Source organism: Desulfotignum phosphitoxidans DSM 13687, assembly GCF_000350545.1.
In the GTDB taxonomy this organism is placed as follows: Bacteria; Desulfobacterota; Desulfobacteria; order Desulfobacterales; family Desulfobacteraceae; genus Desulfotignum; species Desulfotignum phosphitoxidans.
In genome coordinates, this window is the sequence record NZ_APJX01000006.1 from 180559 (window position 1) to 198304 (window position 17746).

The window sequence follows — 17746 nt, forward strand, 5'->3', positions numbered from 1 at the left end:
TAAGAGGTGAAATCGTGACAGAAAAAACCAAACATTTTAGGCAATTATTCATCATATAGCTCCATATCAGGATAATATTTTTCAGCGCATTCCCGGCAAATGCTATGGCTGAATTCCGCTTGCGAATGGTCACGTATGTAGGTCTCAATTTGATTCCAGTATCCTTTGTCATCACGAATCTTTTTGCAATGCATGCAAATGGGAAGCAGACCGCGTAACTGCTTTATTTGACTCAATGAACTTTTCAGCTCCTGTGTCTGGCAAAGCAATTCCAGGTCTTTTTCAATCGAGGTCTTAAATTCTGAAATCAATTGCTTGAACGTGTCATTATATGCGTTTTCCTTGTTATCGAGCACACAAATCGTGCCGAAATAATCTTGGTCCGGCCATATGATGGGAAGCCCAAAATAAGAAATCATGTTCAGCTTGACATCCGGATTTTCTTTCCATTCTTCATGTTTCAACGCATTGTCTACGAGAAGTTCCGCGTTATTCCCGATTACCGTTTCACAATAAAGCCCGTGTCCCAGAGAATCACTTGCGCCCTGTTGATAAGGATTTGCCGTATTAGAGCTCTTTAAAAAGACCTGCATCGAGGTGTCGGTAATCTGCATAATCAGTCCTGAGGGAACATCTGCAATTCTGGCGGTTAAATCAATAATTTTTTGCCACTTTTCAACAACAATGTCTTCAATTTTCGGCTTTTCCAAACCCGTTATATTTACTCGTTTTGTAATTCGTTCCTGCCTCAGGAACACATCAGCGTGTCTCTTCACTTCAAAACCTCCACTTCATATGCCGTCTCAATTCCTGCATCTTGAAAAATACACTTCAACGGGCATTATCGGTATGTATTGTATCAGGATATGAAGCCTGACGCTATTTACCCAAAATGTTAGAATTTACCAAATGGGTAAACAGCAATTTTTTGACAGATTTTTCCGTCCTGCAGATGGCGCAGAAGCACGGCTGACAGGGATCTCTGGTTTGGTCACAGCCGATGGTAAATGCAAATAATTTTGACCGGTTCTAGGCACTTCAATGGGGAATCAAGGACGGCACCCGGCCGTCCTGAGGTCAGCCAGCTCATGAAAATCCTTTGGGCGCATCTGCTGCACAGGTCCCCATGCTGGGGCCCATAAAGCTGGCAGCACTCATCTTTTTGGTGACGTCATGACTATCGCATGCCGGGCAGGCGATATCCGGTTCATCGCTGGCAAACACCAGTTTTTCAAATTCATGGGAACAGGTGTTGCACTGGTATTCAAAAATCGGCATCTGGCTCCTCCTGGGTTTTAAAATCATAATCAAGTTGACAATAACATTGATGCACATTTCCCATAATAATCATTCTTTGTTTCCATGCAACCGGTTGACCCGCATCGGAAAATCACATCCCTGAAGAAACCACCACCCGGTTGCGGCCGGCCTGTTTCGCCTGATACATGGCATCATCCGCCATTTTGACCATCCGGTCGGCCATGTCGGCGGTGTTTTGGTCTGTCATATGCAAAGATGAGACCCCGAAGCTGGCGGTCACATGAAACAAAGATCGATCCGGCGAGGTGAACGCCTGGCGTTCAATGGCGGCCCGCAGTTTATCAGCCGTCACCCTGGCGGTTTCCTCTTCTGTTTCCGGCAGCAGCACCACAAACTCTTCGCCGCCATACCGGGCCACAATATCGGCGCTCCGGGTGTTGGACCCGAATAAAACGCTAATGGCCTTGAGCACGTCATCACCGGTCTGGTGGCCATACCGGTCATTGATTGTTTTAAAATGATCGATATCCACCATGAGCAGGCTCATTGGATGGCCATACCGCCGGGCCCGGGCAATTTCCTCATCCAGCCTGGCATGAAAATGCCGGCGGTTGAACACCTGGGTCAGCTCATCCGTGATGGACATTTTCTCAATGGTGTTGTAAGCTTTTGAAAGACTTCCGGCCAGTCGTGAAATCAGAAACAGAATAATCCCCAGCAACGCCAGAGAGGCGGCAATACCCAGACCGATAAAACCAAAGCGGTTTCGGGCCATTTTTTTTTCTGTGTCGCTCACATCAAAAGTCACGCTGATGCCGCCCCGGACATCACCGATCCTGTACCCCTGCTTTGCATGACAGGGCATGCAGCTGTCTTCCACATGCAGCGGCGCCATATACCGGTAAATGGATCGCGTGTTGTCTTTTAGCAGGACATACGTTTCTCTGTTTCCTTCTTCAAAACCGGACAGGGCCGATCTTTCAAAGTCATCCGGGGCATTGTCCGGGTTCAAAGGGATGCGGCTGGTAATATGATAAACGAAATCCCCGGACTGCCGGGCGTATTCAGAAATTTCCCGGGTCATCAGGGCCGGGTTTTTCATGGTATAGACGGTCCCGTCTTTTGCTGTGATGTCCGGATTTTCCAGATAGGGGTTGGATGGATTGTCCGGGCCTTTTTTGACGAACACCCCGCCATGTTCCGCATTCCATCTCCGGGTCAGAACGATGTTCTTAAAATGGGCCCGGGCCGTAGTCAGATATTGTTCAGAGATCAGCCGGTCTGTCTGAACGGCAAATCCGATGAAAATGCCCACGAGAAAAAGGACGACAATAAGGCTGATATTAATGAAAAACCGCTTCCACAGATGTTTCTTTTTCATTGCAGGTACCGGGATTTCCGCCATTTGTCCGCCTTTGATATCTTTTTCACAAAATTTGATTTTGGAATAATTCAAATTTTAACATAGCCGGAGTGAAAACCGAAAGAAAAAAAGGGGCCGCCGGATCAAACAACCGGGTTTCCAGATCCGTCAGGTGCTGGAACCGTCCAGCGCGCTGCGGACCATGCAGGCCAGCTGTGAGATGACAATGGGCTTCATGAGAAATCCTTTGATGCCGATATCTCTGGCGATCTGTTCGTTGATCTTTTCGCTGAAGCCGGTGAAAGACCGGGCGGATTCATTGGCCGCGAGGATACGACCGTCACCGGACAGCACAAAAAACAGATCCTGTGATTGTCGGGTGACATAGCCGTATGCAGCCTGTTCTCGGGTCTCCCACTTCATTTATTATTCCGCAATCAGTGAGGTGAGCCTGTCAAGGGATGGGACATACGTCGTTCCCGAATATTGTCTGGAGATCTCGGTGCCGCCCCAGTTGAAAGCCTGCCCCCCCACAAGGATATCCAGATGCTGGAAATTTCCCCGAATAGCCGCCAATCCGGCTTTCAGTGCCGGCATGTTGAAATAAACGCTCACAGACAATCCCACCAGATCCGGCTTTTCATCCTGGATGTGGGTCAGCATGTGATCCACCGGGGTGTTGGCTCCTATAAACTGGCTGTCCCAACCGTTGAGTTCAAAAATGTCCGCCACCATTTTGCCCCCTACCTGGTGAAATTCGTTGGCCGCACAGGAAATGACCACTTTTCTGTCATTCCCGGCATCGGAGACTGTTTTGTCAAACAACCGGGGATAGACCAGGTTCAGCAACCCTTCGGAAATCGCTGTCACCAGATGTTCTTTGGCCACGGATATTTTGTTGAATTCCCATAAACGGCCCACCTCATACAGGCTTTTTTGAAACAGGTCGGCATACAACGTCTTAATCTCGATATCCCGGTCCAACAGCTGCTGCACGATGCGGGCGCATTCCCGGCGGTTTCCTTCTAACAGCAGGGTCAGGTATTCCTGGTACAACGATTCTGTGATCATTTCTGTGTACCTGTCCCATGAAGGTGATCCGGGTTGTTTGAGACAAATCCTGGCAGATCGGTGTCGGTAATGGCGGTAAATATGGGGATGTTAACGATCAACCAGTTATAAAATGGATCAATTTGTTGCCACGCATCTTCGGACAGTTCTTTTCGCAGCAGGTCCACCCAGATGTTGAGATTGGCGGCCCAGTAGGTGGTTTGAAACCCATGGGACCGGTAAGCCCTGAATACCCAGAGCACGGTTTCCACAAACACGGCGGGTTGATAATCGGAAAACAACGATAACATGAACCGGGGAAAATTGCGGTTGTTATCTTCAGCCATTTGTTCATTGCCCTTGCCCACCAGTTTGGCGAGATCCGGCCGCCCCATGAGCAGGCGGGTGCCTGTGGCGGCAATGTTTTCCCATTTGTGTGCAAACTCCCGGATGGCTGTTTCTCCCGGCGGCTCAAGTTTTTGTGCTTGGGTCAAAAGCTCGTCTTTCATGGTTCTTCTCCTCTGGGATGCGATGGATTACAGGCAATTTTATCATGAATATCTTTATATACCGCCTTTTTGACGCAGATGCAATGCCGGAATCAGGACAAAGCCATTCTCAAAATTCAGCAATGCCGGATGGCCGGTTATGTTGACATCCCATTGTGTCCAGCCCATGAAAATGGTATGTATCCGGCGGTTGCAATGAAAATCGGACCGGTTTTTATTTTAAGGAGGCAAAAAAAAATGGATGGCGATTCCCTGACAACAGAGCACAGGACACAAGACAACAAACTGACAGTGGACACCCGGGGCCATGTGTTGTGCATGGGACTGAACCGGGCTGAGAAACGCAATGCCTTTGACCTGGATCTGTACCGGGAACTGAGCCGTGCCTATGGCGAGCTGCACCGCAATCCAAATCTGAGATGCGGGGTGGTGTATGCCAAAGGCGATCATTTCACCGCCGGCCTGGATCTGCCGAAATGGGCACCCTGTTTTTCCAAAGGGCAGTTTCCTGAACTGCCTGAAGACGGGATGGACCCTTTGGGCCTGGACCCGGACAGACAGGTGAAAAAACCCGTGGTCATGGCGGTTCAGGGAATCTGTCTGACCATCGGTCTGGAGCTGCTGCTGGCCTGTGATATCCGGGTGGCGGCAGATACGGCCCGGTTCGGGCAGATCGAGATCAAGCGGGGCATCTACCCCGTGGGGGGTGCCACAGTCCGTCTTTTCCAGGAAGTCGGCTGGGGAAACGCCATGCGCTATCTGTTGACGGGTGATGAAATCACGGCCAAAGAAGCGTTTCGTCTGGGTCTTGTCCAGGAGGTGACATCACCGGATGCCTGCCTGGACACTGCCATGGCAATCGCTCAAACCATTTCAAAACAGGCCCCTTTAGGGGTTGCCGCTTCCCTGAAATCCAGCCGTCTGGCCCGGTCACACGGGGACCAGACAGCCATTGACCGCCTGCTGCCCGACCTGATGCCGTTAATGAACTCCCGGGATGTTCAGGAAGGTCTGGCCTCTTTTATGGAACGACGGGAGGCCCGGTTCAAAGGCATCTGACAGAACCGGAAACACCTGGAATCAAATCACGGCTTCAAATTTTGGAATAATGCCGCCCACCACCGGTTCATAGTAACGATACACGGTTTCTTCTCCGATCAGCGCAGTGATCTGTTTCTGGATGGATTGCCGTTGTTCACTGTTTTTCCAGTTATTCCAGGAATCCATGGAATCCCAGGTGCTGACAACCAGATATTCGCCTTCTGAATCCAGAGAAGCAAAGGATTGATCCGTGATATACCCGGGCTGGATGCTGGCCTGGGATCTCAGGCGGACAATCAGAGGGGCCAGCTGGGATGCGATTTTTTTGTCTTCCACTTTTCTTTGGATAATAACACAGACTGACATCACGACCTCCTTTTTAATACGCCATGGGCGTTGTATGCAGAACGTTTTGTCCAGTAAACAAAAAATACCAGATTCAAACCATTGTGACAACTGGTTTTAAAATTCCCGGGTCCCCCTTACAGGATGGCATCGTTTTGATTTTTCCGCAGAGCCACTGGCTTGCCGATAATCTCGGCCCAGACCACGGCCTGCCGCAGGCTGGGCCGACGGCCATATGGGTGAAGGGTCGGCGGCGGCACCTCATCTGAAGAATGCGGGGTCTTTATTTCCAGGCCTTGAACCGGGCGTTCAGGTGCTATTTTCTGAATCGGATCCCTGGTTTGATTCCGGGTGGCGGCGCGCTTTTTTTCCGTTTCCTGTGCCGATGGCATCTGACGTTCTTCCTGAATCATCTCGTCTTCAGAAAGTTCATCCCAGAAAGTGGGGTCTGATGATTCCGTTTCCGGTTGCTGTTGCTGTCGTTGCTGTCGGGCCTGTTTTTCCAGTTCCTGCAACGATTCTTGTATCTGGTCTCTGATTTTGTGAAAAAAAGAAAACATGGCTGGCTTGGCCGTCTGTTTTTTCTTTGTCAACTTTTTTTTCTGTCTGGCCTTCAGTCCCCTGACCAGGGTGGTAATAATCAGAAAGAAAAACACCAGAACCAGATTAATAAGGGTTTCCTGATCCATAAAAACTCCTTAGGTAAGACGGCAGACTTTTCATACAGATATTTTTGTCTGTGTGAAAAGCCCGCCTTTTCTCACCTCAACGGTTACGTGGTTTGATCATCCTGGCCGGTACGGGTTTCTCCCTTGGAGATCTGGTCCCGCATCTTTGTGTCCGCGGCCACATTTTTCATTTTGTAATAATCCATGATGCCTAAATTGCCGCTTCTGAAGGCTTCTGCCATGGCCAGGGGCACCTGGGCTTCCGCCTCCACCACCTTGGCCTGCATCTCCTGGACCCGTGCCCGCATCTCCTGTTCCGTGGCAAATGCCATGGCCCGTTTTTCCTCTGCCTTGGCCTGGGCAATTTTCTTGTCTGCCTCGGCCCGGTCGGTTTCCAGTTCCGCGCCGATGTTTTTGCCCACATCCACATCCGCAATATCAATGGACAGAATTTCATAGGCCGTACCGGCATCCAGGCCTTTTTTAAGGACTGTCTTGGAAATCATATCCGGGTTTTCCAGCACCCGTTTGTGGGTCTCCGCAGACCCGATGGTGGTGACGATGCCTTCTCCCACCCGTGCCAGGATGGTTTCAGCACCGGCCCCGCCCACCAGGCGGTCAATATTGGCCCGGACCGTGACCCTTGAAATCGCCTTCAGCTGGATGCCGTCCTTGGCCATGGCTGCAACCAGCGGGGTTTCAATGACCTTGGGATTCACGGACATCTGCACCGCTTCCAGCACATCTCTGCCGGCCAGATCAATGGCGGCAGCCCGGTTAAAGGTCAGTTCAATATTGGCCTTGTCTGCGGCAATCAGGGCCTGGATCACCCGGGACACATTTCCGCCGGCCAGATAATGGGATTCCAGGCTGTCCGTGGGAATCTCCATGCCGGCTTTCACCGCCATGATCTTGGACTCCACAATCAGTTTGGGGGGTACTTTCCGAAACCGCATGAAAATAATATTGATCAGCCCGACCTTTGCCCCGGACACCAATGCCTGCAGCCACAAGGCAATATAGGCAAAAATAAAATAAAACAGGGCCACGCCGATAACACCGGCAATAATTAACAGGATATACATAAACTCCATGTCTGCTTCTCCTTATTCGTTTTTGTCAACCACGATTCTGTTTCCAGACACCAGGGTCACCACAACCGGTGTACCGGCATCCACATATTCTCCATCGGTTACCGCATCCAGGCGCTTTCCTTCTATCATCACCGTGCCTGAAGGCCGCAAATCCGTTATTGCTTCGCCTTTTTTTCCCTTCCACGACACCAGATCCGGGGCCTGGGAAGACACCCCTTCCCTGCTGGACAATTTTTTGTGCAAAGACAGGGAAGATGCCCCCAGGGCTTTGAATCCCAGAACCAGAATAAACGGTATCATTAAAATATCCACGCCCAGAAACACCATGCCCGCGGTAAAGGAAATGGTGGTAAACACAAGATATAGGGAATAAAACAAAATTCCAGCCGCTGTTACGGCCAATATCCCCAGGGAAGGGACAAAGATCTCCACCACAATGACCATCAGTCCGAGCACCTGCAGTAATATGGGAAATAGATAGGATGTCATGATTCAGCCTTTCTGGATGAAAAGGTATTTGTGTCTGCCGCTTTCACCACCACGTGGTTCTGCTCCAGCGCATCCACAGTCACAGGGGTGCCTGGATCAATAAATTCACCCCGGGTGATGGCATCAATTTTCCGGGGCCCGATCCTGATTTTTCCCGAAGGCCGCAATGCAGTGACGGCCATGCCTGACTGTCCCACAGCCACAAATCCGGTCTCATCCGATCCCACCAGGGCTTCGCCAAGGGTGGCTTCCAGGTATGGGCCTTTTATCAGCTTAGACACCCCGGGCAGTACAAACCGGAGCATGACCAGAGAAAATACCAGGGCCCCGGCAAAAGCGCCCACAACCAGGGCCAGGTTCCGGATCAAAAGACGGCTTTCCCAGGGCATTTTGGGGTCCGGCACCACAAATCCCTGAAAGGAGAGAACCAGACCGGCTCCCAGCACCAGGATTCCGGCGACACCTGCCACGCCGAACCCGGGCAGCACCAGGATTTCCACGGCCATGAGCAGGGTGCCGATAATCATCAGCAGCAGCTCTGTGTAATGGGCCAGCCCCACCAGGTACTGGTTCAAAAATACCAGGCCTAAGCAAACAATACCGATGACCCCGAAGATCCCGAATCCCGGGGCCTTTATCTCCGTATACAACGCACCGATTCCCACCAGCATGAGGATGGGCAGCAGCGGCTGAAGAAGCCGCACCAGACCTTCAGACCAGGATTCTGTCATGTATGCCAGCGTATAATTTTCATACCCCAGATGTGCCAGGGCCTGGTCCAGGTCTGTAACACTGGCCCTGGAAAATCCCAGATTCCGGGCTTCCACATCATCCATGGTCAAAAGTTCTCCCTCGGCCACCACCGTGATTTTTTTTGTGATCCGCTCTTTTTCTTGGTCAGTCAGGTCATCGAACCTGATTTTATCCATATACACGGTTTTGCCATCCAGGGTGACTTCATAGACCTCCATGCTTTTGGTGACCATGGACTCTGCCAGCACCTCGGGATAACTGTTTTTCTTGGCCAGGGTCCGGAACTGGGCCCGGAGCACGGTCTGGGTTTTTTCCCCCACCTCTTTCTGGCCTTCACTGGTCTGGATGATGGGAGCACAGTCCCCGATCAAGGTGTTTTCTTTCATCACCAGGACATTGCCGGCCAGGGCAATGAGGGCCCCGGCAGATATGGCCCGTTTTTCCACAAACGAGATGGACTGTCCCATGGGAACGGACAAAAGGGTTTCCACGATTTCCAGGGCTGCGTCCACCCGCCCCCCAAAGGAATCCAGCTTGAACACCATCAGGGCCTCCGGATCGGCAGAGAGAATCTCATCCACGCTTCTTTTGATAAACGCTGCCATCCCCGGTTCCACCGTACCGGTCACTGGAATGACATGAATGGTTTTATCAGCGGCGGCTGCCGAAGCTGGGTTCAAAAAAAAAGGAAGGGTTGCCAGAAACAGGCTCAGAAGCAGATCAATCTTTTTTCGGCTGGTATTAAAACGAGGGCACACATATTTTCCCATGGATCGTCGTCCTCTGTGATATCATCTCCGGTTTTGCCGGAACAGTAAATCTGTGATTGCCAAAACCGCGGTTTTTTTTTATAAATCAAGCTTGCCCGACAGGTCAGCTTTTTGGTTAATTGTAATTATAAAATTTTATCACATTCTTTGTCATAAAAATATAAGGAAACCAACACATGGCTTCAACAGATGATAAAAAAATGAATGCCATTCTTTCTGAGGTACACAAAACCCGGAAGGAACGGGAGAAAACCTACCGGGAGAAAGCCCTTAAACTGTTTCCCTGGATCTGCGGCCATTGCGGACGTGAGTTTGAAGGCAAGCGCCTGCGGGAATTAACGGTCCACCACAAGGACCACAACCATGACAACAATCCGCCGGACGGCAGCAACTGGGAGTTGCTGTGTATTTACTGCCATGATAATGTGCACTCCCGGGATCAGGTGGCAGATGCCTATTCAGACGGGCCTGCTGACCGTTCTTCTGGAAAAGGGGGCACCGCCAATCCCTTTGCCGGACTGGGAGATTTACTGAAAGACAAACTGGATTGAAACATCCGGTTTACAATACTGTCGAGAAACCGAATACAACCCATGCATTGAATCAGGAGGGAACATGAATCTACAACGGCCCAATGCCAATGATGCGTTACAGACCAAAAACCGGTCCCGGAACGTGGCACCCCAATCAGGGATTTGCAGCCGATGCATCGATGGATGCAAAGGCAACTGCGATCTTTTTCACGCCACGTTCAGAGGGCGGGAACTGCTTTACCCAGAACCCTTCGGCAGCATCACCGCCGGTGCGGACAAAGACTATCCCGTGGATTACTCCCACCTGAACATCATGGGTTATGCCTTTGGCGCCAAAGGCATGGATCCGGATCCGGACAAGGCAACCTTTCCGGCTGTGAACACGGAAACCCAATACGGGGTGACCGACAAGGTGAAAATGAAAGTACCCATCTTCACCGGGGCCCTGGGCAGCACGGAAATCGCCCAGAAAAACTGGGAACATTTTGCCATTGGTGCCGCCATCAGCGGGATCACCCTGGTGTGCGGAGAAAATGTCTGCGGCATCGATCCCCAGCTGGAACTGAACAAGCACGGCAAAGTGACCCAATCCCCTGAAATGGACCGGCGCATCCGGGAATACCGGCGATTTCATGACGGATACGGCGATATCCTGGTCCAGCTGAACGTGGAAGACACCCGCAATGGCGTCGCAGAATATGTCATTGAAAAACTGGGCGTGGAAACCATTGAGCTCAAATGGGGGCAGGGAGCCAAATGCATCGGCGGCGAGATCAAGGTCAACTCGTTGAAACGGGCCCTTGAACTCAAAAAACGGGGATATATCGTCACCCCGGATCCGGAAGTGCCAGCCTATCAGGCGGCGTTCAAGGCGGGTCCCCTCAAACAGTTCGAGCGCCACTCCCGTCTGGGATTCATTGATCAAGACGGTTTTATGAAAGAAGTGGACCGGTTAAGAGCGCTGGGAGCCAAACGGATCACTCTTAAAACCGGGGCCTATCCCATGCGGGAACTGGCCATGGCCATCAGGTGGTCATCGGATGCCAAGATCGATCTGCTCACCATTGACGGGGCCCCGGGCGGCACGGGCATGAGTCCGTGGCGGATGATGAGCGAATGGGGGATTCCTTCCATTTATCTTCACGCCATGGCCCATGAATTGTGTGACCGCCTGGAAAAAAGAGGCCTGCCCGTGCCGGATATCGCCTTTGCCGGCGGATTTTCTTCCGAAGACCATGTGTTCAAGGCCCTGGCTTTAGGGGCACCCTATTGCAAGGCCGTCTGCATGGGCCGGGCATTGATGATCCCGGGCATGGTGGGGAAAAACGCGGAACGCTGGCTGAGAAACGAAGACGGAGGGCTTCCTTCCACCGTGTCCAGATACGGCACCACCAGAGATGAAATATTCATGAATTATGAAGTGCTCAGGGAAACATACGGCAAGGAGATCGACACCATGCCTTTAGGGGCCGTGGGGATATACAGTGCCGTGGACAAGATCAAAGTGGGACTTCAGCAGATCATGGCCGGCACCCGGAACTGGGCCGTGCCCCATATCAGCCGGAAAGATATTTTCGCTCTGACTGAAGAGTGTGCCAAAATCACCCGGATCCCTTATGTCATGGATGCCTATCGGGAAGAAGCCCTGCAGATCATTGACGCGTGAAAAAACAGGAGGAACAGATGTCTGATATACGGTCTTTTGTAAAGACGAAAAATCCGGGGGAACATGAGTTCCATCAAGCCGTGGACAAGGTGCTGGCATCCGTGCAGCCGCTCATTGACCGCCATCCGGAATACCGCCAGGAAGCGGTGCTCAAACGGATCACGGAACCGGAAAAAGTATTCATGTTCAGCGTTCCCTGGGTGGACGACCAGGGCCAGGTCCAGATGAACCGGGGATTCCGGGTGGGCATGAACAGTGCCATCGGTCCCTATGTGGGGGGACTGCGGTTTCACCCGTCCGTCACGTTGAGCATCATGAAATTTCTGGCCTTTGAACAGGTGTTCAAGAACGCGCTCACCACCATGAACATGGGCGGGGCCTGCGGCGGATCTGATTTCAATCCCAAGGGAAAATCCGACCGGGAAGTGATGCGGTTCTGTCAGAGCTTTATGGCGGAACTGCACCGCCACATCGGTCCGGACAAAGATATCCTGACCGCGGATATCGGGGTGGGTACCCGGGAGATCGGGTATCTGTTCGGCATGTACAAAAAGATCCACAGCGAATTTGCCGGGATTCTCACCGGAAAAAGCCTGACCTTAGGCGGCAGTCTGATCCGGCCCGAAGCCACGGGTTACGGGCTGGCGTATTTTGCCGGCCAGATGCTCAAAACCCAAAACCAGACCCTGGAAGGCAAAACCTGCCTGATTTCCGGGTCCGGGAATGTGGCCCAGCATGCCGCGGAAAAACTCATTGAAATGGGCGCAAAGGTTCTCACCCTGTCGGATTCATCCGGGTATATTTTTGATGAAGAGGGAATCGATGCCGGCAAACTGGACTATATCAAGCGGCTGAAAAATTTCCGGCGGGGACGGATCAAGGAATATGTCAACAAATACTCGGAAGCCCTGTATGTGGAACAAGATACCACCCTGGACCATCAGCCCATGTGGGATATCGCCGCTGACTGCGCGTTTCCCTGCGCCACCCAGAATGAACTCAATGCCAGGGATGCGCAACATCTTTTGAAAAACAAAGTCACGCTGGTGTGCGAAGGCGCAGACATGCCCTGCGAACCCGAAGCCATGGAATGTTTCCTGGATGCAAAAATCCTGTATGCGCCGGGCAAGGCAGCCAATGCCGGCGGGGTGGCCGTGTCGGCCCTTGAAATGGCCCAGAACAGCATGCGGCTCAGCTGGCCCCGGCAGGAGGTGGATGACCGGCTGAAAACCATCATGAAAAACATCCACCAGACCTGTCTGGAAGCGGCCGAAGAGCACGGATTTCCCGGAAATTACGTGGCCGGGGCCAACATCGCCGGATTTGTCAAGGTGGTGGATGCCATGCTGGACCAGGGGGTCATTTAACCTGAAACGCTTCTGACATCCAAACTCAAGGGGCCTGATCCACAGCGGACCGCTTCCGGTTCAGGCCCCAAAAAAATCAGTCCCAGACCCAGGGATGGACCGACAGGGTCAGGGGCGGGCCGGTGTTTTTGTTCACTCCCACAGCCGCCATGTATCCGGGCACGGGCGAAAATTGAAAAAACTGCCAGTGCCCGGAATCTTCCTGACTTGGGGAATGAAACATCACCCGGATGTCAGGCCGGTCTAAAACAAAACTGAACTGATCGAGGCCAATGGCAAGCCCTCTGCCCGTTGCCTTGGCATACGCTTCCTTCAATGTCCAGAACCGATAAAAAAGCGATTGTTTCAAAGAGATGTCTGCCCGGGCAATGGCCTGGGCTTCCTGGTTTGAAAAAAACCGGTCTGCAATGGATAAATTTATGGAGCGCTGCATATCTTCGATGTCCACACCAATGTCATGTGTCAGGGTCAGGGCACAAACCACGACATGACCGCTGTGGGAAAGGTTGAAGCCAATGGGCAGATCGGTGATGCCACCAGCCAGTGCGGGTTTACCATATCTGTTTTCAGTGAAATGAATGGCATCTGGGTCTCGGCCGATGCACCGGGCCAGGATCTGTTTCAAAAATACCCGCGCCGCCCGGCGGGCATGCCGGTCTTTTTCAAATACAAACCGGTCGATCTTCTGTTTTTCCTTTTCATTGAGCAGGTTTTCCAAAGACCGCTTCTGCGCTGTATCCCGGGACGGACCGATACGGGTATAAAAAAAACGAATCTGCCCGGGTGTCAACGACAATGGATCCAAAAGATCTTCGCTCCATCAAATTTAAATTTGTATCTGAAAAATGCTTTGCCGTATATTAACATGATTGGTATGTTTGCACAGTATCGTTTTGACACATTGGAAAAAATGCCATGGAACTTTTGAAAACTATATTCGGGTATGATGATTTCCGGCCGTTGCAAAAGCAGATCATCGACCACATCCTGGCAAAAAAAGACACCCTGGTGGTGCTTCCCACCGGCGGCGGTAAATCGTTGTGCTTTCAGCTGCCGGCCCTGATGTTTGACGGGCTCACCATTGTGGTGTCCCCCTTGATCTCCTTGATGAAGGACCAGGTGGACCAGCTGCAGGAGATGGGGGTTTCAGCCGTATGCCTGAACTCCAGCCTGCCGGCGGACCAGTACCGGCACCATATGTCTCTGATCCGTCAGAACCAGGTCAAACTGCTGTATATCGCCCCGGAATCCCTGGTCCGGCCTCAGATCCTGGAGATGCTTGGCGCCGTGACCGTGGACTGCCTGGCCATTGACGAAGCTCACTGCATTTCCGCCTGGGGCCATGATTTCCGGCCGGAATACCGGCTCCTGGCACAGATCCGGCCCCGGTTTCCGGAAGCGGTCTGCGCCGCGTTCACGGCCACGGCCACCCCGGCAGTACAAAAAGACATCCAGGCCAGTCTGGGGTTTTCAGCGGATACCGGTTTCAAACCATTCATCGGCAGTTTTGACCGGGAAAACCTGCGGATCCGGGTGATATTCAAGGACAACCCGTTGCAGCAGACCCTGGGTTTTCTTGAAGCGCATAAACAGGATTCCGGTATCATCTACTGTTTATCCAGAAAACAGGTGGATGCGTTGGCTGATCAACTGGCCGTACAAGGGTTTTTGGTCCGGCCCTATCATGCCGGCCTGGATGACACGAAACGAAACCGGTTTCAGACCGAATTCATCCGGGATGACGTCCGGATCATCGTGGCCACCATCGCATTCGGCATGGGCATTGACAAGCCCAATGTCCGGTTTGTACTTCATTATGACCTGCCCAAAAGCGTTGAAAACTATTATCAGGAGATCGGCCGGGCCGGGCGGGACGGCCTGGACGCCGAATGTCTGCTTTTGTTCTCCCATGCCGATATCCCTCGGTTAAAATCGCTTGTCACCGGCCCGGATGAGCAGCAGAACCGGGCTGCCTGGTTTCACCTGGAGGACATGGTGCGGTTCGCGGAAGCCCAAGACTGCCGTAAAAAAAGGCTGCTGGCTTATTTCGGGGAAACCGCGGCAACCGATGACTGCGGCATGTGCGACAACTGCCTGGCACCGGCAGACCAGGTCCAGGACCTCACCATCGAAGCCCAGAAATTTCTGTCCTGTGTGAAACGCACGGGGGAACGGTTCGGGGCCGGCCATATTATTGACGTACTCCGGGGTGCGGAAACCAAAAAAATCTTTCAGTTCAGACACCACCTGCTGTCCACCTACGGCATTGGAAAAGAGGTGTCCAAAAAACAGTGGTTCTATCTTTCCCGGCAGTTTCAAAGCAAGGGGTTTGTCCAGAGGGAAGACAACTACGGCGGTCTGACCCTCACCCCGGAAGCCTGGGGGGTATTGAAAAAAGAAACCCGGGTGTCCGGATGGCTGGATCCCCGGCACCGGCTTTCCCAGTCAAGCGAGGCGGCAACCGGTACCGGACACGCCGAATCAACGCCCCACCCCCATCACCCGGACCTGTTCGAATTGCTGCGCCAGAAACGCAAAGAACTGGCGGATGAGGCCGGTGTGCCCCCCTATGCCGTGTTTCCCGACAAAACTTTGATGGAGCTGGCCACGTTTTTCCCCAGAACGGAAACCGACTTTCTGAACACGTTTGGTGTAGGCAAAACCAAGCTGGAAAAATACGGCCCGGATTTCATGGCGCTCATCGCAGAGTTCTGCACCACTCATGCCATTTCCGATGTGCCGGAACGAAAGCCCCCTGCTTTCGCTGTCACAGAAAGCATTCCAAAAGAAAAACGCCATGTTCAGGTGGGCCGGCTGTATCATGACGGCATGTCTGTCAAGGATATCGCCGAACAGTTTCATGTGAAACAAATCACCATCATCCACCATCTGTTCCGATATTTCCAGGATGGAAACCGGATCCAAGCCGGACATGTCATTGATGAATGCCCGGTGCCGCCCGATGCTCAGGAAAAAGTGCGCCAGGCCTTTGACACCCATGGATATCAGTTTCTCAAACCGGTGTTTGAAGCCATGGACCGGGAAATCCCCTATGATGACCTGCATCTGATGCGGCTGTATTATCTGTATGTCAATGAGATTGCGCCGCCGTCAAAATAAAATATTTTGCTGCCGACCCGTTCATCCGACGCGCTATATATCCATTGACATTCCCCAACAGATATGATTGAGATGAAAAGTGCACGACTTAGGAGAGACCAATTTCCTCCATATTCGGCGCCAACGCCCGGATTTCCAACCAACAGGACAACAGGTGATATCATGGATGTACAATACAACCGGACGATCCAGACCCTGGAGCGGCTGCGGGCCGAATCCACTGCTGCTGGGGGGCCTGACAAAATCAGCCGGCAGCACGCCCAGGGAAAGCTGACAGCCAGAGAACGGATCCTTCTGCTTCTGGACAAAGGGAGTTTCGAGGAATTCGATGTGCTCAAGACGGGCCGGGGCAGTGCCCTGGGAGATGCCCGGACCTACCTGGGTGACGGGGTGGTCACCGGCCACGGGAACATCGACGGCCGGGAAGTGTTCGTGTTCAGCCAGGATTTCACCGTGATCGGCGGGTCTCTGGGGGAGGCCCATTCCCAGAAGATCTGCAAGGTCATGGACATGGCCGTGAAGGTAGGCGCGCCCATTATCGGGCTGAACGATTCCGGCGGTGCCCGGATCCAGGAAGGAGTGGACTCCCTGGCCGCCTATGGCGAAATTTTTCACCGCAATGTCCGGGCCAGCGGCGTGGTGCCCCAGATATCCTGCATCATGGGGCCGTGTGCCGGTGGGGCCGTGTACAGCCCGTCCATCACGGATTTCGTGTTCATGGTCCAGGACTCTTCCTACATGTTTGTCACCGGCCCCAACGTGGTGAAAACCGTGACCCACCAGGATATCACCGCCGAAGAACTGGGTGGTGCGGGAATGCATGCAAAAAAAAGCGGGGTGGCCCATTTCACGGCCCCCAACGATATCCTGTGCCTGCGGGAAATCCGCCGACTCATCAGCTACCTGCCCTCCAACAACCGGCAGGGCGCACCCATCCTGAATCTGCGTGATCCAGCGGACCGAATTGATCCGGCCCTGGACTACCTGGTTCCGGAAAATACCAGCCAGGCCTATGACATGAATGTGCTGATCCACAGCATCCTGGATGGGGCCGAGTTCATGGAAGTCCACCCCCAGTTCGCCCGGAACATCATCTGCGGGTTCGGCCGTATGGGAGGACAGACCGTGGGCCTGGTGGCTAACCAGCCGGCCGTGCTGGCCGGGGTGCTGGACACGGAAGCCTCTTTCAAGGCCGGGCGGTTCGTTCGGTTCTGCGACGCATTTAACATTCCGCTGATCGCCCTGGTGGATGTCCCGGGCTTCATGCCCGGCCCGGACCAGGAGCAGGGCGGCATCATTCGTCACGGCGCCAAACTGCTTTACGCGTTTACTGAGGCTACGGTGCCGCGCATCTCCGTGATTGTGCGTAAAGCTTACGGCGGGGCCTATCTGGTGATGAACTCCAAACATATCCATTGTGACGTGAACTATGCCTGGCCCACGGCTGAAATCGCGGTGATGGGCCCCAAGGGCGCGGTGGAACTGATCCATCGCAAAGAGATCCAGACGTCCGCAGACCCGGAAACCGTGCTCCATGATAAAATGGAGCAGTACCGGCGCACCTTTGCCAATCCGTTTCTGGCGGCCCAGCGGGGCTATATTGATGACGTGATTTTTCCCAGAGACACGCGGCACCGCCTGATAAGGACCCTTCAGGTGCTGGAGGGCAAAAAAGCAGCCCGTCTTGACAAAAAACACGGAAACATCCCTTTGTGAGG

The 17746-nt window shown here is 52.8% G+C and carries 18 protein-coding genes; 6 read left to right on the forward strand and 12 right to left on the reverse strand.

Going from position 1 to position 17746, the window contains the following annotated elements; translation table 11 throughout:
• Positions 1 to 44: 44 nt before the first annotated feature.
• From DPO_RS14540 to DPO_RS14565, 6 genes are all read right to left on the reverse strand, one after another.
• Positions 45 to 776 (reverse strand): GAF domain-containing protein, encoded by a 732-nt coding sequence (locus DPO_RS14540; protein WP_006966812.1) that lies wholly within the window; start codon positions 774 to 776, stop codon positions 45 to 47.
• Between the two features lie 310 nt (positions 777 to 1086).
• Positions 1087 to 1278 (reverse strand): FmdB family zinc ribbon protein, encoded by a 192-nt coding sequence (locus tag DPO_RS14545; protein WP_006966813.1) that lies wholly within the window; start codon positions 1276 to 1278, stop codon positions 1087 to 1089.
• A gap of 112 nt (positions 1279 to 1390) precedes the next feature.
• Complete coding sequence (locus tag DPO_RS14550; RefSeq protein WP_006966814.1) at positions 1391 to 2665, reverse strand: diguanylate cyclase; 1275 nt, start codon at positions 2663 to 2665, stop codon at positions 1391 to 1393.
• Positions 2666 to 2791: 126 nt separating this feature from the next.
• On the reverse strand, positions 2792 to 3046 hold the full coding sequence (locus DPO_RS14555) for a PAS domain-containing protein (RefSeq protein WP_006966815.1): 255 nt from the start codon (positions 3044 to 3046) through the stop codon (positions 2792 to 2794).
• A gap of 3 nt (positions 3047 to 3049) precedes the next feature.
• A complete protein-coding gene (locus DPO_RS14560) occupies positions 3050 to 3694 on the reverse strand; it encodes a cobalamin B12-binding domain-containing protein (RefSeq protein ID WP_006966816.1) in 645 nt (214 codons plus the stop codon).
• The gene (locus DPO_RS14565) at positions 3691 to 4182 is read right to left on the reverse strand and encodes a hypothetical protein (RefSeq protein ID WP_006966817.1); all 492 of its coding nucleotides are present in this window, start codon (positions 4180 to 4182) and stop codon (positions 3691 to 3693) included. The genes DPO_RS14560 and DPO_RS14565 overlap by 4 nt, the downstream gene beginning before the upstream one ends.
• Positions 4183 to 4419: 237 nt before the next feature.
• On the opposite strand from DPO_RS14565, the gene DPO_RS14570 reads away from it, so the two are divergent.
• Entirely contained in the window at positions 4420 to 5241 is an 822-nt protein-coding gene (locus DPO_RS14570; RefSeq protein ID WP_006966818.1) for a crotonase/enoyl-CoA hydratase family protein, read from the forward strand.
• 21 nt (positions 5242 to 5262) lie between these two features.
• Here DPO_RS14570 and DPO_RS14575 read toward each other — a convergent pair whose 3' ends face one another.
• From DPO_RS14575 to DPO_RS14595, 5 genes are all read right to left on the reverse strand, one after another.
• Positions 5263 to 5589, reverse strand: a complete 327-nt coding sequence (locus DPO_RS14575; RefSeq protein ID WP_006966819.1) for an antibiotic biosynthesis monooxygenase family protein — start codon at positions 5587 to 5589, stop codon at positions 5263 to 5265.
• 116 nt (positions 5590 to 5705) lie between these two features.
• Positions 5706 to 6257 carry a hypothetical protein gene (locus DPO_RS14580; RefSeq protein WP_006966820.1) on the reverse strand — a complete coding sequence of 184 codons (552 nt, stop codon included), beginning with the start codon at positions 6255 to 6257 and terminating at the stop codon, positions 5706 to 5708.
• 83 nt (positions 6258 to 6340) lie between these two features.
• The gene (gene floA, locus DPO_RS14585) at positions 6341 to 7330 is read right to left on the reverse strand and encodes a flotillin-like protein FloA (protein ID WP_006966821.1); all 990 of its coding nucleotides are present in this window, start codon (positions 7328 to 7330) and stop codon (positions 6341 to 6343) included.
• 12 nt (positions 7331 to 7342) lie between these two features.
• Positions 7343 to 7819 carry an NfeD family protein gene (locus DPO_RS14590; protein WP_006966822.1) on the reverse strand — a complete coding sequence of 159 codons (477 nt, stop codon included), beginning with the start codon at positions 7817 to 7819 and terminating at the stop codon, positions 7343 to 7345.
• Positions 7816 to 9342 carry an NfeD family protein gene (locus DPO_RS14595; RefSeq protein WP_006966823.1) on the reverse strand — a complete coding sequence of 509 codons (1527 nt, stop codon included), beginning with the start codon at positions 9340 to 9342 and terminating at the stop codon, positions 7816 to 7818. Before DPO_RS14595 ends, DPO_RS14590 begins: the two co-directional genes overlap by 4 nt.
• 176 nt (positions 9343 to 9518) lie before the next feature.
• Here DPO_RS14595 and DPO_RS14600 point away from each other — a divergent pair, with 176 nt between their 5' ends.
• The 3 genes from DPO_RS14600 to gdhA all read left to right on the forward strand — a co-directional run bounded on the left by DPO_RS14600 (position 9519) and on the right by gdhA (position 12908).
• Positions 9519 to 9893: a YajD family HNH nuclease gene (locus DPO_RS14600; RefSeq protein ID WP_006966824.1), complete on the forward strand. Its 375-nt coding sequence runs from the start codon at positions 9519 to 9521 to the stop codon at positions 9891 to 9893.
• Between the two features lie 64 nt (positions 9894 to 9957).
• A complete protein-coding gene (locus tag DPO_RS14605) occupies positions 9958 to 11541 on the forward strand; it encodes an FMN-binding glutamate synthase family protein (RefSeq protein ID WP_006966825.1) in 1584 nt (527 codons plus the stop codon).
• A 17-nt stretch (positions 11542 to 11558) separates the two neighbouring features.
• A complete protein-coding gene (gdhA, locus tag DPO_RS14610; protein WP_006966826.1) occupies positions 11559 to 12908 on the forward strand; it encodes an NADP-specific glutamate dehydrogenase in 1350 nt (449 codons plus the stop codon).
• 76 nt (positions 12909 to 12984) lie between these two features.
• Here gdhA and DPO_RS14615 read toward each other — a convergent pair whose 3' ends face one another.
• A complete protein-coding gene (locus DPO_RS14615) occupies positions 12985 to 13713 on the reverse strand; it encodes a 4'-phosphopantetheinyl transferase family protein (protein ID WP_006966827.1) in 729 nt (242 codons plus the stop codon).
• Between the two features lie 110 nt (positions 13714 to 13823).
• Between DPO_RS14615 and recQ the strand changes: the two genes are divergently transcribed.
• Both recQ and DPO_RS14625 read left to right on the forward strand, forming a co-directional pair.
• A complete protein-coding gene (gene recQ / locus DPO_RS14620; RefSeq protein ID WP_006966828.1) occupies positions 13824 to 16028 on the forward strand; it encodes a DNA helicase RecQ in 2205 nt (734 codons plus the stop codon).
• A 162-nt stretch (positions 16029 to 16190) separates the two neighbouring features.
• A complete protein-coding gene (locus DPO_RS14625; RefSeq protein WP_006966829.1) occupies positions 16191 to 17744 on the forward strand; it encodes an acyl-CoA carboxylase subunit beta in 1554 nt (517 codons plus the stop codon).
• Positions 17745 to 17746: the final 2 nt, after the last annotated feature.

Excerpts from the sequence above, each read along its gene's own strand:
- DPO_RS14545 (WP_006966813.1), bottom strand. The coding sequence starts at position 1,278 with ATGCCGATTTTTGAATACCAGTGCAACACCTGTTCCCATGAATTTGAA.
- DPO_RS14550 (WP_006966814.1), bottom strand. The coding sequence starts at position 2,665 with ATGGCGGAAATCCCGGTACCTGCAATGAAAAAGAAACATCTGTGGAAG.
- DPO_RS14555 (WP_006966815.1), bottom strand. The coding sequence starts at position 3,046 with ATGAAGTGGGAGACCCGAGAACAGGCTGCATACGGCTATGTCACCCGA.
- DPO_RS14560 (WP_006966816.1), bottom strand. The coding sequence starts at position 3,694 with ATGATCACAGAATCGTTGTACCAGGAATACCTGACCCTGCTGTTAGAA.
- DPO_RS14565 (WP_006966817.1), bottom strand. The coding sequence starts at position 4,182 with ATGAAAGACGAGCTTTTGACCCAAGCACAAAAACTTGAGCCGCCGGGA.
- DPO_RS14570 (WP_006966818.1), top strand. The coding sequence starts at position 4,420 with ATGGATGGCGATTCCCTGACAACAGAGCACAGGACACAAGACAACAAA.
- DPO_RS14575 (WP_006966819.1), bottom strand. The coding sequence starts at position 5,589 with ATGTCAGTCTGTGTTATTATCCAAAGAAAAGTGGAAGACAAAAAAATC.
- DPO_RS14580 (WP_006966820.1), bottom strand. The coding sequence starts at position 6,257 with ATGGATCAGGAAACCCTTATTAATCTGGTTCTGGTGTTTTTCTTTCTG.
- floA (WP_006966821.1), bottom strand. The coding sequence starts at position 7,330 with ATGGAGTTTATGTATATCCTGTTAATTATTGCCGGTGTTATCGGCGTG.
- DPO_RS14590 (WP_006966822.1), bottom strand. The coding sequence starts at position 7,819 with ATGACATCCTATCTATTTCCCATATTACTGCAGGTGCTCGGACTGATG.
- DPO_RS14595 (WP_006966823.1), bottom strand. The coding sequence starts at position 9,342 with ATGGGAAAATATGTGTGCCCTCGTTTTAATACCAGCCGAAAAAAGATT.
- DPO_RS14600 (WP_006966824.1), top strand. The coding sequence starts at position 9,519 with ATGGCTTCAACAGATGATAAAAAAATGAATGCCATTCTTTCTGAGGTA.
- DPO_RS14605 (WP_006966825.1), top strand. The coding sequence starts at position 9,958 with ATGAATCTACAACGGCCCAATGCCAATGATGCGTTACAGACCAAAAAC.
- gdhA (WP_006966826.1), top strand. The coding sequence starts at position 11,559 with ATGTCTGATATACGGTCTTTTGTAAAGACGAAAAATCCGGGGGAACAT.
- recQ (WP_006966828.1), top strand. The coding sequence starts at position 13,824 with ATGGAACTTTTGAAAACTATATTCGGGTATGATGATTTCCGGCCGTTG.
- DPO_RS14625 (WP_006966829.1), top strand. The coding sequence starts at position 16,191 with ATGGATGTACAATACAACCGGACGATCCAGACCCTGGAGCGGCTGCGG.